The 16,440-nt window shown below is 39.5% G+C and carries 12 protein-coding genes and 3 pseudogenes; 12 read left to right on the top strand and 3 right to left on the bottom strand.

Translation table 11 applies throughout. The annotated features are described in order from the left end of the window. Nucleotides 1-3,096 carry a type I restriction endonuclease subunit R gene (locus K1I97_RS06495; RefSeq protein WP_223331221.1) on the top strand — a complete coding sequence of 1,032 codons (3,096 nt, stop codon included), beginning with the start codon at nt 1-3 and terminating at the stop codon, nt 3,094-3,096. Nucleotides 3,097-3,426: 330 nt separating this feature from the next. Here the strand turns inward: K1I97_RS06495 and K1I97_RS06490 are convergent. Further along, nucleotides 3,427-3,549: pseudogene (locus K1I97_RS06490) on the bottom strand (MerR family transcriptional regulator); the annotation flags it as partial. A gap of 265 nt (nt 3,550-3,814) precedes the next feature. On the opposite strand from K1I97_RS06490, the gene K1I97_RS06485 reads away from it, so the two are divergent. The 7 genes and pseudogenes from K1I97_RS06485 to trxA all read left to right on the top strand — a co-directional run bounded on the left by K1I97_RS06485 (nt 3,815) and on the right by trxA (nt 11,541). Beyond that, a complete protein-coding gene (locus K1I97_RS06485) occupies nt 3,815-4,579 on the top strand; it encodes a nucleoside phosphorylase (protein WP_223331220.1) in 765 nt (254 codons plus the stop codon). 33 nt (nt 4,580-4,612) lie between these two features. Further along, a complete protein-coding gene (locus K1I97_RS06480) occupies nt 4,613-5,992 on the top strand; it encodes a TrkH family potassium uptake protein (RefSeq protein ID WP_223331219.1) in 1,380 nt (459 codons plus the stop codon). 13 nt (nt 5,993-6,005) lie between these two features. Next, complete coding sequence (locus K1I97_RS06475; RefSeq protein WP_038806509.1) at nt 6,006-6,671, top strand: potassium channel family protein; 666 nt, start codon at nt 6,006-6,008, stop codon at nt 6,669-6,671. Nucleotides 6,672-6,827: 156 nt separating this feature from the next. After that, nucleotides 6,828-9,362: an SSURE domain-containing protein gene (locus K1I97_RS06470; protein WP_223331218.1), complete on the top strand. Its 2,535-nt coding sequence runs from the start codon at nt 6,828-6,830 to the stop codon at nt 9,360-9,362. Between the two features lie 80 nt (nt 9,363-9,442). Then, complete coding sequence (locus K1I97_RS06465; RefSeq protein WP_049506218.1) at nt 9,443-10,141, top strand: response regulator transcription factor; 699 nt, start codon at nt 9,443-9,445, stop codon at nt 10,139-10,141. Beyond that, complete coding sequence (locus K1I97_RS06460; protein ID WP_000769389.1) at nt 10,138-11,172, top strand: sensor histidine kinase; 1,035 nt, start codon at nt 10,138-10,140, stop codon at nt 11,170-11,172. Before K1I97_RS06465 ends, K1I97_RS06460 begins: the two co-directional genes overlap by 4 nt. A 33-nt stretch (nt 11,173-11,205) precedes the next feature. Beyond that, nucleotides 11,206-11,541 (top strand): annotated as a pseudogene (gene trxA, locus K1I97_RS06455) (thioredoxin). A gap of 162 nt (nt 11,542-11,703) precedes the next feature. Here the strand turns inward: trxA and K1I97_RS06450 are convergent. Continuing rightward, nucleotides 11,704-12,222: a DUF4865 family protein gene (locus K1I97_RS06450; RefSeq protein ID WP_223331217.1), complete on the bottom strand. Its 519-nt coding sequence runs from the start codon at nt 12,220-12,222 to the stop codon at nt 11,704-11,706. Nucleotides 12,223-12,330: 108 nt separating this feature from the next. On the opposite strand from K1I97_RS06450, the gene K1I97_RS06445 reads away from it, so the two are divergent. From K1I97_RS06445 to rpsD, 3 genes are all read left to right on the top strand, one after another. After that, nucleotides 12,331-13,077, top strand: a complete 747-nt coding sequence (locus K1I97_RS06445) for a LysR family transcriptional regulator (RefSeq protein WP_223331216.1) — start codon at nt 12,331-12,333, stop codon at nt 13,075-13,077. A 99-nt stretch (nt 13,078-13,176) separates the two neighbouring features. After that, complete coding sequence (locus tag K1I97_RS06440) at nt 13,177-13,584, top strand: polyketide cyclase (protein WP_223331215.1); 408 nt, start codon at nt 13,177-13,179, stop codon at nt 13,582-13,584. Between the two features lie 248 nt (nt 13,585-13,832). Continuing rightward, complete coding sequence (gene rpsD, locus K1I97_RS06435) at nt 13,833-14,444, top strand: 30S ribosomal protein S4 (protein WP_000092756.1); 612 nt, start codon at nt 13,833-13,835, stop codon at nt 14,442-14,444. Nucleotides 14,445-14,575: 131 nt separating this feature from the next. On the opposite strand, the pseudogene K1I97_RS06430 reads toward rpsD, so the two are convergent. After that, nucleotides 14,576-14,788: pseudogene (locus tag K1I97_RS06430) on the bottom strand (HXXEE domain-containing protein); the annotation flags it as partial. Nucleotides 14,789-16,191: 1,403 nt separating this feature from the next. Between K1I97_RS06430 and K1I97_RS06425 the strand changes: the two are divergent. Continuing rightward, nucleotides 16,192-16,365 carry a hypothetical protein gene (locus tag K1I97_RS06425; RefSeq protein WP_223331214.1) on the top strand — a complete coding sequence of 58 codons (174 nt, stop codon included), beginning with the start codon at nt 16,192-16,194 and terminating at the stop codon, nt 16,363-16,365. Nucleotides 16,366-16,440: the final 75 nt, after the last annotated feature.

Raw genomic sequence — 16,440 nt, 5'->3', positions numbered from 1 at the left:
ATGTCTGAAAGTACATTCACTACAGCTATTGTTGAGTCAGATAATTTTATCATTTTAGAAAAGTATACCAAGCTAGAACAGCCTAGTCAGTATCAGACTGAGGCGGATTTGGAGAAGGAGTTGATTGCTGACTTGCGCCAGCAAGGATACGAGTATCTTACTTATTTGACGACCCCAGAGGCGCTTTTGGCTAATCTCAAGACTCAGATGGAAGTTCTGAATAATGTGGTTTTTACAGATGCTGAGTGGTTGCGCTTCTTGGATGAGTACCTCAATAAACCCAGTGACAGTTTGATTGATCGTACCAGAAAACTTCATGACAACTATATTTATGATTTTATCTTTGATGATGGGCATATCCAGAATATCTATCTATGGGATAAGAAAAATATTAGTCGAAATAAACTGCAAGTCATTAATCAAATGAAGCAAGTCGGTACCAGTAGCAATCGTTATGATGTGACCTTGCTGGTAAACGGATTGCCTCTGGTACAAATTGAGCTCAAAAAACGCGGAGTTGCGATTCGAGAGGCCTTTAATCAGGTGCACAGATATAGTAAAGAGAGTTTCAATGAGGAGAATTCTCTCTTTAAGTACCTTCAGATTTTTATCATTTCAAACGGAACGGATACTCGGTATTTTGCTAATACGACCAAGCGAGATAAGAATTCTTATGAGTTCACCATGAACTGGGCTTTGAAAAATAATAATCCTATTAAGGACTTGAAGGACTTTACAGCAACCTTCTTGAGTCAACAGACCTTATTAAATGTTTTGATAAATTATTCTGTCTTTGATACTAATAACACTCTTCTCATCATGCGTCCTTATCAGATTGCAGCAACTGAACGAATCATCTGGAAGATACGTTCAGCTATTGCTTCAAAAATCAAAAGCGGTCCTGATACAGGTGGCTATATTTGGCATACTACTGGTTCAGGGAAGACCCTGACAAGTTTTAAAGCTGCTAGACTTGCTACTGAGATGGAAGAAGTGGATAAGGTTTTCTTTGTGGTGGACCGCAAGGACTTGGATTATCAGACTATGAAAGAGTACCAGCGATTTTCACCTGACTCAGTCAATGGTTCAAATAGCACTGCAGGACTCAAACGCAATATCGAGAAGGATGATAATAAAATTGTCGTGACGACCATTCAGAAGCTTAACAATTTTATGAGCAGTGAAAGTCATCATGAAATTTATCAAAAGCAAGTGGTTTTCATTTTTGATGAATGTCATCGTTCTCAGTTTGGTGAAGCGCAAAAGCGTCTTAGACAGAAATTTAAGAAATATTGCCAGTTTGGTTTTACGGGTACACCGATTAAGGTAGAGAATGCGCTTGGTTCCGAGACAACGGCATCTGTTTTCGGTCGTGAGTTACATGCCTATGTGCTTACTGATGCGATTCGAGATCAAAAAGTTCTGAAGTTCATGGTGGATTATAACGACGTTCGTCCGAAGTTTAAGTCAATTGAAAGCGAGCAGGACTTGGCCAAGTTGTCTGCAGCTGAAAATAAAAAAGCGCTGCTTCATCCGACTCGAATTGCTGAAATATCTAGGTATGTCTTAGATCATTTTGATCAAAAGACGCATCGATTAACTGGTAAAGGTTTCAATGCTATGTTTGCTGTTTCAAGTGTTGATGCAGCAAAAGCCTACTATCAAGAGTTGCAAAATCAGCAAAAAGATTCTGAAAAACCATTGAAGATTGCGACTATCTTTTCCTATGCTGCGAATGAGTCTCAGGTGGCTATTGGTGAAATTGATGATGAGAGCTTTTCACCGGAAGATTTAGCGGATATTAGTAGTAAAGAATTTTTGAGTAGCTGTATAGCTGATTATAATCAGTTATTTGGCACTAATTTTACGATTAACGGTAATGATTTCCAGAATTACTATCGTGATTTGGCTAAACGCGTCAAAAATCGGGAAGTGGATCTCTTAATTGTAGTTGGGATGTTCTTGACTGGCTTTGATGCACCGACTTTAAATACTTTATTTGTGGATAAAAATTTGAGATATCATGGTTTAATCCAAGCTTTTTCACGCACCAATCGAATTTATGATGCTACCAAGTCATTTGGGAATATTGTAACCTTCCGGGATTTAGAGAAGGCTACAACTGATGCTATTAAGCTATTTGGAAAGACTGAGACAGCAGAAGTCTTGCTCGAACGTTCTTATCAAGAGTATATGACAGGCTTTACGGAGGCCGGTGAAGAGCAAAAGGGTTATATGGACGTTGTTCAAGAGTTACAAGAAAAATTTCCGGACCCGCAAGCTATCATTAAAGAGAGTGATAAGAAAGAATTTGTCTCGTTGTTTGGTCAATTTCTTCGTTTAGATAATATCTTACAAAACTACGATGATTTCATGAGTTTACGAGCTTTACAAGAACTTGATATCTTAGATGATAAGGCTGTAGAGGCTTTCAAGGAACGTTTCCATGTGGACGATGAAACTCTGGAGGAGTTGTCTAGGTTAGACATCCCAAGTACGAGGGAAATTCAAGACTACCGTTCAACCTATAATGACATTAAGTCATGGTATGAGAATGAACGCCGTAATCGGGAAGATAACGAATCTAAAGTTGATTGGGATTCGATTGTTTTTGAAGTTGAATTACTAAAATCCCAAGAAATCAATCTAGACTATATCTTAGAGCTAATTTTTGAGACTAATAAAAAGGTTTCAGATAAGGATGAACTTGTTTCGGAAATTACTCGGACGATTCGAGCAAGTCTTGGCAATCGAGCTAAGGAAGATCTGATAGTTGCTTTCATCCATGACAGTGACTTAGATAGTTTTGCTGATAAATCAGATATCATTGAGCAGTTCTTTATTTTTGCTCAAGGTGAGCAGAAAAGGGAAGCGGATGAGTTGATACGGATTGAGGGATTAAATGAACAAAGAGCTAAGCGCTACATACAAGCTTCGTTGAAGCGTGAGTATGCTAGTGAAAATGGAAATGATTTGAATGAAGCTCTGCCGAAAATGAGCCCACTGAATCCACAATATCGTACAAAAAAACAAACCGTTTTTCAAAAGATCAGTCGTTTTGTTGAAAAATTCAAGGGAATTGGTGGAGATATTTAAGAATTATTTGATTGAGTAACGAAATAAATCTGCCTAAACAATAAAAAGTAGCTATCAAATATGCTTAAGGGCTACTTTTTTATTATTCTATTTTCTGCTTTTAGGAAATTGTTTCTATCATTTTTGAGAATCTCAAAATATACTTAAGGTGAAGATGGTGGCTATCTTGTTGGACTTATTAGAAGGACGCTTCTTAATCCAGATAATCTTTATGATAGTTGCTTTCTAGAATATACTAGGATAAAGGATTTTTCTAAAAATTTCTGAGGTTGGTTGCTGAACTATTATTTGAAAATTAATTAGGTTGATTACGTCTAGACGTTTTTATCCCTATATCTGAACTTGCATCCGGATGAACATATCGCGGTGTTGCTCCTGGATGACCTCGCAGATATAATCACCCACAGGAGTATATTCAGCTTGGATTAGAGCTTGGTGAAAATGTGGCAGAGCTTATAACTAAAATAGACCTCCCACATCAATGTACTGTATCCCAAAAAGTTAGACAGAAAAATCTAACTTTTAGGGTGGGTACACAACAGGTGGTGTTCTCTTATATGCTTATTTCATCGAACTTTTAAGCAAGTCCATGGTGCCATTAAGAAGAGTATCTGTTAAAAAGTTGCGATTGTATTGTTTTTACTCTCAGTGCATCAGCTTCCTCCTTGACACTCCGTCAGCTTTTGATACAATAGTACAAAATTACAGGAGGTGGGTTATGATTCAGAAACATGCGATTCCCATTTTAGAGTTTGATGACAATCCCCAAGCGGTCCTTATGCCAACACATGAGGGATTGGACTTAAAGTTGCCAAAGAAGTGTATCTATGCATTTTTGGAGGAAGAGATTGACCGCTATGCTCAAGAAGTAGGTGCGGCCTGTATTGGTGAGTTCGTTTCGGCCACCAAGACTTATCCAGTCTATGTCCTCAACTACAAGGGAGAGGAGGTTTGTCTGGCCCAGGCGCCCGTGGGCTCTGCCCCAGCGGCCCAGTTTATGGATTGGTTGATTGGCTATGGTGTGGAGCAAATCATTTCCACTGGAACCTGTGGAGTCCTAGCCAATATAGATGAGAATGCCTTTCTCGTCCCTGTTCGCGCTTTGCGAGATGAGGGAACAAGTTACCATTATGTAGCGCCTTCTCGTTATATGGAGATGCAGATTGAGGCTATCTCTGCCATTGAGCAAGTCTTAGAACAAAGAGGCATTCCTTACGAGGAAGTTATGACCTGGACGACAGATGGTTTTTACCGAGAGACGGCTGAAAAGGTCGCCTATCGCAAGGAAGAAGGCTGTGCTGTTGTGGAGATGGAGTGCTCTGCTCTTGCGGCAGTAGCCCAGCTACGTGGGGTTGTATGGGGAGAGTTGCTCTTTACCGCAGATTCTTTAGCAGATCTAGACAACTACGACAGTCGTGATTGGGGCTCAGAAGCTTTTGATAAGGCCCTCGAACTCTGTCTTGCCATTGTGCACCACATGTGAGTACTCTTACTGTTTTTATGGTAGAATGTAGTTATGTTATTCAAATCATTTTTGGAAAAAATAAAGACGACACTGGGACGTTTATCGCCAGCCCGTCGCATCTTTTTAAGTTTTGCTCTAGTAATCTTCTTGGGTTCGCTCCTTTTAAGCCTCCCCTTTGTGCAAGCAGCAACGTCACAAGCGACCTACTTTGACCATCTCTTTACGACTGTGTCCATGGTCTGTGTGACAGGGCTCTTCACCCAGCCGGTGGCTTCGACCTACAATATCTGGGGCCAGTTGATCTGCATGATCTTGATTCAGATTGGTGGTTTGGGGCTCATGACCTTTATCGGAATCTTTTATATCCAAGGCAAGCAAAAGCTTAGTCTTCGTGGTCGTGAAACCATTCAAGAAAGTTTTAGTTATGGGGAAACTCAGTCTCTAAAGGACTTTATCCGCTCGATCTTTCTGACGACTTTTCTGGTGGAAGGACTCGGTGCCTTTCTCTTGAGTTTCCGCTTTATTCCTGAATTTGGCTGGGGACGAGGGATTTTAACCTCTATCTTTTTGGCTATTTCAGCTTTCTGCAATGCTGGATTTGATAATTTTGGAAGTACGAGTTTGGTAGCCTTTCAAACGGACCCCTTAATCAATCTAGTGATTGCAGGTTTGATTATCACGGGTGGGCTAGGATTTATGGTCTGGTTTGATTTAGCGACCCAGTTTGGGAAAAAGAAAAAACGCCGTCTGCGTTTCCATACTAAGCTAGTTCTCTTTTTAACAGCGGGAATTCTGCTCTTTGGAACAGTATCGACTCTCTTAATTGAGTGGAATAATCCTGGAACGATTGGAAATCTCAGCGCTCCAGAGAAACTGCTGGTTAGTTTCTTCCAGACCGTCAGCATGAGAACGGCTGGCTTTGCTTCAATTGACTACACCCAGGCTCGACCAGTTACCTTACTGATTTACATCTTGCAGATGTTTCTGGGCGGGGCACCTGGAGGGACAGCAGGGGGGCTCAAGATTACGACCTTCTTTGTCTTGTTGGTCTTTGCTCGTAGCGAACTATTGGGCTTGCCTCATGCCAATGTGGCTCGGAGGACCATTGAACCCCGAACTGTGCAAAAATCTTTCAGTGTCTTTATTATCTTCTTGCTGACCTTCTTACTGGGCTTGATTTTACTAGGGATAACAGCAGAAGGAAATCCGCGCTTTATCTATCTCATGTTTGAGACCATTTCAGCCCTTGCGACTGTTGGGGTAACGGCAAATTTAACACCAGAATTAGGTAAGTTAGCCCTCAGTATCGTTATGTTGTTGATGTTTATCGGCCGTATTGGTCCCTTGACACTACTGGTCAGTGTAGCGGAATACCAGCCAGACAAGAAAGATACGATTCACTATATGAAAGCAGATATCACTATCGGATAAGAAAGGAAAAACGATGTCAGATCGGACAATTGGAATTTTAGGCTTGGGAATTTTTGGGAGCAGTGTTTTGGCTGCCCTAGCCAAGCATGACATGAATATCATTGCTATTGATGACCACGAGGAACGCATTAATCAATTTGAACCAGTGTTGGCGCGTGGAGTAGTTGGAGATATCACGGATGAAGAACTCCTTCTATCAGCGGGGATTGACACCTGTGATACCGTAGTCGTCGCAACGGGTGAAAATCTGGAGTCCAGTGTTCTCGCGGTCATGCACTGCAAGAGTCTAGGAGTGCCGACCGTCATTGCCAAGGTCAAAAGCCATACAGCTAAAAAGGTGTTGGAAAAAATTGGTGCAGACGCAGTCATTTCACCAGAGTTTGAAATGGGGCGCTCATTGGCACAGACCATCCTCTTTCATAACAGCGTAGACGTCTTTCAGTTGGACAAGAATGTATCGATTGTCGAGATGAAAATCCCCCAATCATGGGTAGGTAAAAGCCTCAGTCAGTTAGATCTACGTGGGCGATACAACCTCAACGTACTTGGTTTTCGTGCCTACGAAAATGCTCCTCTGGATGTCCAATTCGGACCCAATGACCTCTTGCAGGCAGATGCCTACATCATGGCCGTCATTAATAACCAACATCTGGACACCCTAGCTGAACTGAGTGAGTAGGGGAGGAAGGGCTACTCTCTTTCCCAATAATTAACGAGTCAATATAAGTATTTTATAAGAGGGATTTAAGAAAAATTTTAACTTTTTCTTAATCCTTTTTAATTTTAGGAGATTATACTAGAGTCATCAAAAAAAGAAAACTCTAAGGAGAATCCTATGAAATTCAATCCAAATCAGAGATATACCCGTTGGTCTATTCGCCGTCTCAGTGTCGGTGTTGCTTCAGTTGTTGTGGCTAGTGGCTTCTTTGTCCTAGTTGGTCAACCAAGTTCTGCACGTGCTGATGTCGTCAATCCGACCCCTGCCCAAGTCGTGCCAGACGCTGCTTCGGTGAGTGAAAAGAGCGACTTACCAGCAGAGGTTCTCAAAAAAGCAGTCGATGTAGCTCTTCCTTCAGAACAGTCTGTTCCAACACCTAAAGCAAGTGTGGATACGACAAGTTCTTCAGAAAAAGCGGATGTGACTGCTAAAGACCAAGTAGTAGCACCAAAAGAAGAAGTGCAAGCACAACCTGACTCTAAGAAACAAACAGAAGAGGCAGTTAAATCTGTGGAAAGTCCTGCGTCTACAGTTTCTGGACAAGACCGTGAAGCCAGTGAAGCACAAGCAGCGACCACTCCAGCTGAAGTGCAAAAAGGTGTGGCTGACAATACAAAAGATACAGTAGATGTCCCAGCTGCTTACTTGGACAAAGCTAACTTCCCTGGTCCCTTCACAGCTGGTGTCAACCAAGTCATTCCATATGAATTCTTCGCTGGTGATGGCATGTTGACTCGCCTTATCTTGAAAGCATCCGACAAGGCTCCATGGTCCGACAACGGAACAGCTAAAAATCCAGCTCTCCCACCAGTAGAGAAATTGGGCAAAGGTCTTTACTTCTATGAAGTGGATTTGGCCGGCACTCAAGGCAAATCAGATAAAGATTTGTTAGACTTGTTGAAACAAAACGGCACTCAAAGCTATAAAGCAACTATCAAGGTGTACGGTGCAAAAGACGGCAAGCCTGACTTAACTAATCTGGTAGCGACTAAAGATTTGACTGTTAATTTGAATGGCTTGACCACACCAGCTGAAGTGCAAAAAGGTGTGGCTGACAATACAAAAGATACAGTAGATGTCCCAGCTAGCTACCTTGACAAAGCCAATTTCCCAGGCCCATTTACAGCTGGTGTCAATCAAGTTATTCCATATGAATTCTTCGCTGGTGACGGCATGTTGACTCGCCTGATCTTGAAAGCATCCGACAAGGCTCCATGGTCCGACAACGGAACAGCTAAAAATCCAGCTCTCCCACCAGTAGAGAAATTGGGCAAAGGCCTTTACTTCTACGAAGTAGACTTGGCTGGCACCCAAGGCAAATCAGATAAAGAGTTGCTTGATCTCTTGAAACAAAATGGTACGCAAAGCTATAAGGCTACCATCAAAGTGTATGGTGCGAAAGATGGCAAGGCAGACTTGAGCAACCTTGTAGCAACTAAAAATTTGGATGTTAACTTGAATGGTTTAACCACTCCAGCTGAAGTTCAAAAAGGTGTGGCTGACAATACCAAAGACACAGTAGATGTCCCAGCTAGCTACCTTGACAAAGCCAATTTTCCAGGCCCATTTACAGCTGGTGTCAATCAAGTCATTCCATATGAATTCTTCGCTGGTGATGGCATGTTAACTCGTCTTATCTTGAAAGCATCCGATAAGGCTCCGTGGTCCGACAACGGCTCAGCTAAAAATCCAGCTCTCCCACCAGTAGAGAAATTGGGCAAAGGCCTTTACTTCTATGAAGTGGACTTGGCAGGCACCCAAGGTAAATCAGATAAAGAGCTGCTTGACCTCTTGAAACAAAATGGTACACAAAGCTATAAGGCTACCATCAAAGTGTACGGTGCAAAAGACGGCAAGCCTGACTTAACCAATCTGGTAGCGACTAAAGATTTGACTGTTAATTTGAATGGTTCAACCACACCAAATCAAGTTAAAGACTCTGTTGTTAACAATGTCAAAGACATGATTGATGTTCCAGCTAGCTACCTTGATAAGGCTAAGGTTCCTGGACCTTTCTTGGCAGGTGTCAACCAAGTTATTCCATACGAAGCTTTTGGTGGAGATGGTATGTTGACTCGCCTCTTGTTAAAAGCTTCAGACAAAGCCCCATGGTCAGACAACGGAACAGCTAAAAATCCTGCCCTATTGCCACTTGAAGGCTTGGCTAAAGGTCAATATTTCTACGAAGTGGATTTGAATGGCAATACGGTTGGCAAAGATGGTCAGGCCTTGCTGGATCAACTTCGAGCTAACGGAACACATACATACCTAGCTACTGTTAAAGTCTATGGTTCTAAAGATGGCAAACCTGATTTGACCAATCTGATTGCTACTCGTCAAGTAACGATTCGACTTCGTGGAAAAGAAATGGCGACAATACCATCTCAACAAGATCAGATGAATACGAAGCCTTCTGAAACAGGCTCTACAGGTACGACTGAGGGTATGATGGGTACAAATCACCATATGTCAGATATGAAAGTAGATCAACCAGCTTCTAGCCCAATGGCTAATATGATGAAAAAAGATGATAAAGCGATGCTACCAAATACTGGGGAAGCTAAAACAGCTACAGCTGGCCTTGGTATCTTTGGTCTAGCCTTGGCAGGTCTTGTTGGACTTTTGGGTTTGACAAGCAAACGAGAAGATTAAGATTCAAATCACTTAAACATTAGAGAAAATAGTGTTATACTAAAGCAAGTATAACACTGTTTTTATCGAAGGAGTGTCAGATGAAAAAGACAATTTTGCTGGTTGATGATGAGATAGATATTCTAGATATTCAAAACCGCTATCTTATACAGGCAGGTTACGACGTTTTGGTCGCCCATGATGGCAAGGAGGGATTAGAGCTTTTTAGAAAAAAATCTATCGACCTCATTATCACAGATATCATGATGCCCAATATGGATGGTTATGATTTTATCAGTGAAGTTCAGTATATCGCTCCGGATCAACCCTTCCTCTTTACAACTGCTAAGACAAGCGAACAGGATAAGATTTATGGATTAAGTTTGGGGGCAGATGATTTTATAGTCAAACCCTTTAGCCCACGCGAATTGGTTTTAAGAGTGAATAATATCTTGCGTCGCCTTAGCCGTGGAGGAGAGACAGAACAGATCGAGTTTGGTGACTTGGTAATCAACCATGTGACTCATGAAGTTCGCATTGGGGATCAACCTTTGGAATTGACAGTAAAATCCTTTGAACTTCTATGGATATTAGCCAGCAATCCCGAGAGAGTCTTTTCAAAGACGGAACTTTACGAGAAGGTATGGCAAGAGGACTATGTGGATGATACCAATACACTCAATGTTCATATCCATGCTTTGAGGCAAGAGTTGACCAAGTATACGAATTCAAATGCTCCTGCTATCAAAACTGTCTGGGGTTTGGGCTATAAGATGGAAAGACCAAGAGGTAGAAAATGAAATTAAAAAACTATATTTTAGTGGGGTATCTAGTGTCGACTCTACTAACGATTTTGGTCGTTTTCTGGGCAGTCCAACGAATGTTGATCGAGAAAAGTGAAGTTTACTTTCTAGTTGGAATGACCTTGATTGCTAGTTTCATTGGCGCTGCAGTGAGCATCTTTCTCTTGTCGCCTGTGTTCTCTTCTCTGAAACATTTGAAAAAACAAGCTCAGGATATAGCAAGCAAGGATTTCAGTACAGAAATCGAAACCAAAGGCCCATTAGAATTTCAAGAGCTGGGCCAGGCTTTTAATGACATGTCCCACAATTTGCAGGCTACCTTTCAATCACTTGATGAGAGCGAGCAAGAAAAGAGAATGATGATTGCGCAGCTCTCTCATGATATTAAAACTCCCATTACCTCCATTCAGGTTACTGTTGAGGGAATTCTAGATGGAGTGATTAAGGAAGAGGAGCGACTCCACTACTTAGCCACGATTGGTCGGCAAACCGAGCGTCTAAACAAGCTAGTGGAGGAATTGGATGTTTTGACTCTTAACACACAACCTCAAGATACTGCCGATGAAGAAGTCGAAGAGGTCTTTTTAGATCAGCTGTTGATTGAGTCAATGAGTGAATTCCAACTCCAGATTGAACAAGAGGAGCGAGATGTTTATATTCAAGTGTCACCTGAGTCGGCGAAAATCAAGAGCCATTCTGACAAACTTTCTCGTATTCTGGTCAATTTGTTAAACAATGCCTTTAAATATTCAGAACCAGGAACCAGAATCGAGGTTCTTGCCCAATTAACAGAACAAGAGCTGACAATCAGTGTGAAAGACGAGGGGCAGGGAATCCTTCCTGAGGATTTGGAAAAGATTTTTAAACGACTTTATCGTGTAGAAACTTCACGCAATATGAAGACAGGTGGGCATGGCTTAGGTCTTGCGATTGCTCGAGAACTAGCCCATCAGCTTGGTGGCGAAATCACAGCAGAAAGTCAATATGGCTTAGGAAGCAAGTTTACATTCAGCCTCAATTTGAAATAAAGGCGTAAAATCCCTTTACAAATCTAGCTTTTCATGGTAGAACGGATTTTGTGTGAAATAGCAGCAGTTACAGATGCAACATTTGTTGAAGAGACAAAAGACGGACTGGTTCTGATTGATTTTTGGGCAACATGGTGTGGTCCATGCTGTATGCAGGCGCCTATCTTAGAGCAATTGGCAGAGGAAGTTCGTGAAGATGAACTGAAAATCCTTAAAATAGATGTGGATGAGAATCCAAATATTGCCCGTGAATTCGGCATTATGTCCATTCCGACCCTTTTGTTCAAGAAAGACGGTTAAGTCGTTAAGCAAGTGGCTGGTGTTCATACTAAGGAGCAACTGAAGGCTATTATCGCCGAATTGAGTTAATAGCATAGCCAAAAAATCGTTACATGTCGTAGCGATTTTTTCATTTAGCCGATGACAGTAAAGGTCATACAATTTTGGGAAGAGCAAGTATACTATCATAGTGTGCAAAAAAAATGAAAAATTGTTTGCTCAGGCATTTCCCTATTACTTATCATATGCTACTTATTGTGAAATATGCAAAATTTCAAATGTTGGTAGTTGTGTATCGGGTTTATTGGTATAAAAAGTAAAAATACATTTTTTCCATTTATCAGGATTGAAAATAACGACTTTGCCACTTTCGTTGTTTTGCATTTGCTCGTGAATGGTAAAGGATTTTAAACTTTCAGACGCTTCTATATCAATGATTTCCAATGTAGCATATTTACTTGAGTCAAAATGATCAGATATTTCGACTGATGAAGTCACTCCGATTTCAATATTCTGCCAGCCAAAAGAATTTAAAATATGATCAAAGTAACCATCAAATATGAATTTTGTCATTCCGTTGGTATTTTTCCAAATATATAGCGGACAGTAACTGTTAAATAATTGGCCTTCAGACTTTTCAGAGATTAAATAAACTTTGAAAAACAAATCGTCGAATCCATCCATTAAATGACCTGTATTTCGGACACGTTGTCTAATGATATCCATATCATAATCTGATGGTAATTTTATAGTATATTGCATTGCTTGCATAGCAGTACCCCTTTTCTAATGAACTATTGACAGTATAAATGATTTATATCATGTTGAATAATACTTAAAAATGATATAATTATCATAAAAAGTGATAGGGTGTTTTAAATGAATTTTAATGATATGAGCATTTTTGTGACGATCTATGAGACAAGATCAATAAACAAAAGTTCAAAGATCTTACAATATGCGCAATCTAATCTCAGCGCTAGATTGAAAGTGTTTGAGACTGAATTAGATACGAAATTATTTTACAGAAAATATAATGGTTTAGTTCCGACAGAAAGTGGAGACTTATTTTATCAATTTTGTAAGGAAACTTCTAACAATTTAGAGAAATTAAAGCAGAAATGTGAAATCTCGAAAATATCCATCTTAATTTCAGAATTGTTATTTAATCACGATATTAATAATTCGCAAACAATTGATTTGGATAAAAGCAAAATTAATATCCAAAAAACTTCGGATATACCAATCATTGCTCATCAGGAAGACTTTGATAAAATTTTTTGCTTTCAAAAAATTGAAAATTTAAAGCATTATGATGAGACTATCGGACATATTGAGTCAGTTTATGCTTGTTCGAGCAACATAAAGGCTAGTGAGGAAATGCCTATATTCGTTAATAAAGATGAAAATTGTCCTTTTAGAAAACAAAGCTTAATGAAGTTTGCTCATTTAAAATCAGTTGTAGAAATTGATTCATTTGAGAACATTATCAGCTTAGTTGAAAACGGGAAAGGAATCGCACTATTGCCGGAATGGTTAAATAAGAGAGCGAAAATCAAGCCATACGACCAAGACATCGTTCTTATCCCATTTTATCAGTATGAAAAGCAGAACCAAAGCAGGTAGCCCATTTAGAAGAAATGCTAATGCTATGATGAAAAATCATTTGACAAACATCATAAAAACACTTATAATAAGTATACATATTATAAAGGAGTTATTGTAATGGAATTTAGTTTTAGTTTAACCATAAAAGCATCAAAAGAAGATGTATGGGCCTACTATGAAAATATTGAAAAGTGGTATGACTGGGAAGAAGATTTAAAAAATATTACATTAAATGGTGAATTTAAGACAGGATCTTGTGGGATGATGGAACTCGAAGGAATGCCCCCAATGGAATATCAGCTGACACTTGTCAAACCCTTTGAGGAATTTTGGGATAAAACAGCGACTCCGTTTGGAGATATCCTTTTTGGTCATCAGATCATTGAGAATAATGATGGCACTGTAAATGTAAAACATACTGTATCTTTGGATAGTGAAGACAAGCAACATCTAGAATTTTTAAGTCAAGTCTTTTCAGATGTTCCTCACTCTATTTTCATTCTAAAAAACCACTTAGAAAGATAGAGGGAGTGCTGTTTGTTGACACTGCAATATTAAAATAATTTAGTTCAACTTATAAATCCCTTTACAAATCTAGCTTTTCATGGTACAATAACCTTTGTGTGAAATAGCAGCAGGAAAGCATGAAGCTCGTCAACAGGTGTCTTATGACAAGTAACCTTGGCTGTTTAGGCGAAGGGCATCTGCACGAATCAGGGCTTTCTAAGTGACTATTTCCACCAAAATATTATTTATATCAGGAGGACATACACATGTCACGTTATACAGGACCATCTTGGAAACAAGCTCGTCGCCTTGGCCTTTCACTTACAGGTACAGGTAAAGAATTGGCACGTCGTAACTACGTACCAGGACAACACGGACCAAACAACCGTTCTAAATTGTCAGAATACGGTTTGCAATTGGCTGAAAAACAAAAACTTCGTTTCACTTACGGTGTAGGTGAAAAACAATTCCGTAACTTGTTCGTACAAGCTACAAAAATTAAAGGCGGAATCCTAGGTTTCAACTTCATGCTTCTTTTGGAGCGTCGTTTGGATAACGTTGTTTACCGTCTTGGTCTTGCGACTACTCGTCGTCAAGCTCGTCAATTCGTAAACCACGGTCACATCCTTGTTGACGGAAAACGCGTTGATATCCCATCATACCGCGTAACTCCAGGTCAAGTGATCTCAGTTCGTGAAAAATCATTGAAAGTTCCAGCTATCCTTGAAGCAGTAGAAGCTACTCTTGGACGTCCAGCATTCGTATCATTCGACGCTGAAAAATTGGAAGGTTCATTGACTCGCTTGCCAGAACGCGACGAAATCAACCCAGAAATCAACGAAGCACTTGTCGTTGAATTCTACAACAAAATGCTTTAATTTTAAGAAATATCTTACAGAAAGCCTACAACAGTGGGCTTTTTGCTTTGTCTTAAAAAACCATAGAACACTTCTTAACTGTGAAGGAGGATAAAAAATTCCCTGCAAAATGAAATTGCAAGGAACTTTTGTTAATGGTTATGGGCAAGCCAGACGGAATATTTTTTTCCGAGCCAGAGAGCAAAGAGGAGATTGATGACGACGATGCCTGAACCGACTAGTGAAAATAGGAAAAATTCGCTAGTCGAAACTCGCCATAAATGCACGATGTCTGTAATCAAATAAGCACTGACAGGAAAACAAAGGATAGAAGTGATGAGAGCAGGGATATACTTGCGAAGAAGAAAAAGCAATCTTCAAGAAGGAATTGATTGAGTTTATAGAAGAAAGGAAGAAGACGTTTAGAAAAGGGAAATGATGTTATGTAGGAACATTAGAAATTAATGTTGTCTAACTAAAGTTTAATTGGCTATAGGAATAGATAATGCTTCAAAAACTATTTTCTGTTGTAAACAGTATAAATATGTGTATGTTTTAGAAATACTTATACGAAGAATTAAATTGTTTCTTGATAAGATTTGAATAAAATGATATAATTAAAGGGCTTTCCAAACTAGTGTTAACCAATAGAATGGTTGATAGTAGCTTGCAATATTTTGTAGCTCATTTGGATTTTCTATGTCAATCTCAATCTTTATTTCAATGATGAGCCTAACATTATCTTGGTTAAAAATTAAAGAGGAGTTTACTATGAAAGAAATATTTTTATCATTGGCAGTTTCATGCGGTTCTGAGGTAGCTGAGTGATAATCTAGGTGAGGACAAAATAATATAAGAGCAACCGCTTCGGGTTCGAGTCCCGACTGCCTCATTATCTTTAGTGGACACTAGTCCACCTTTTTAATATAAACAATTCAATCAAATAGGTTTAGTTTGTTTGGGATTGCATGTAAGGAGGAATTGTTCATTGGATAGATTATATAAAGAAATAAGTAGTACTACAAAACAATTATTGTATCGGTATATGAAAGATAATAGTATATCTCTATTGAATTATCATTTCAATCCATTTTTTCTGGGTTTGCTTAGATATTTGCTAGATTGATTTCATAGCCGTTTCAAAGATTGAGACGGCTTTTTCGTTCTCTTTTGAGAGATAAAAAAGAAGAATGACTCTCCCACAGCTATAGAGCTTTTGGGCGGGAAAACCATGCTTCTTTCTCGACTTAATTATACATCTTCTTGATTTTAAAATCAAATAAAGGTGACCCACCGCCTCCACAGCAAGCTACTTCATGGGCGTTAGACCACCTTTACCTTAACTTAATTATAACTCAAAAAAATTTCTAGTACAAGTATAATCGGAGGTTAGCAATTATAAAAATAGAGGTGTCCCACCTCCTACTGCAGAATGAACTGTTTCAAGGGGAGATGGAAAACCTCTATCCGTTAATTTAATTATAGCCTAAAAAACTAACTGACGCAAGAATATTAAAGGCATATCCTTTGGAGTAATCGAAACAGTAAAAGGAACTGACTTAGGCGCCGACCTAAAATAGGTCATTGGGTGCCAAACCAGTTCCTTTATTTATTTAAGTATACAACATTTTACAAGAAAAGCAAAGTAGCAGGTTGGTCTATCAGGGGACCTATTTTACTTTTGGAATTCTAAATATGATATAATTAGTGTGAAAGAAAACAAGGGTGGCATAGTCCTTGAAATGAATGTCAGAAAGGATGGGTAACAATGAACTTATCAGAGGCTTTTTCTCAGATTGACTCAATGGGGTTGAGTTCTCCTAAGCTCATCCCGTCTGAAAGGACCGATGAAGAACTCGCTAGATTGCGTTTTACCTGGATCTCTCCAGAGGATGAAGAACTTGTAATGGCTGAACTTAGAAAACGCGATTTAGCTATATAATACTTGAAAGACTTAGTTAAACCTAGTCATTTTCGTCATATTAGTTCATAAGAAATAGTAAAATAAAAAGCACCT

Origin of the sequence: Streptococcus oralis, assembly GCF_019929345.1 — a bacterium.
Taxonomy (GTDB): Bacteria; Bacillota; Bacilli; order Lactobacillales; family Streptococcaceae; genus Streptococcus.
This window is presented reverse-complemented; position numbering and strand designations above follow the sequence as displayed.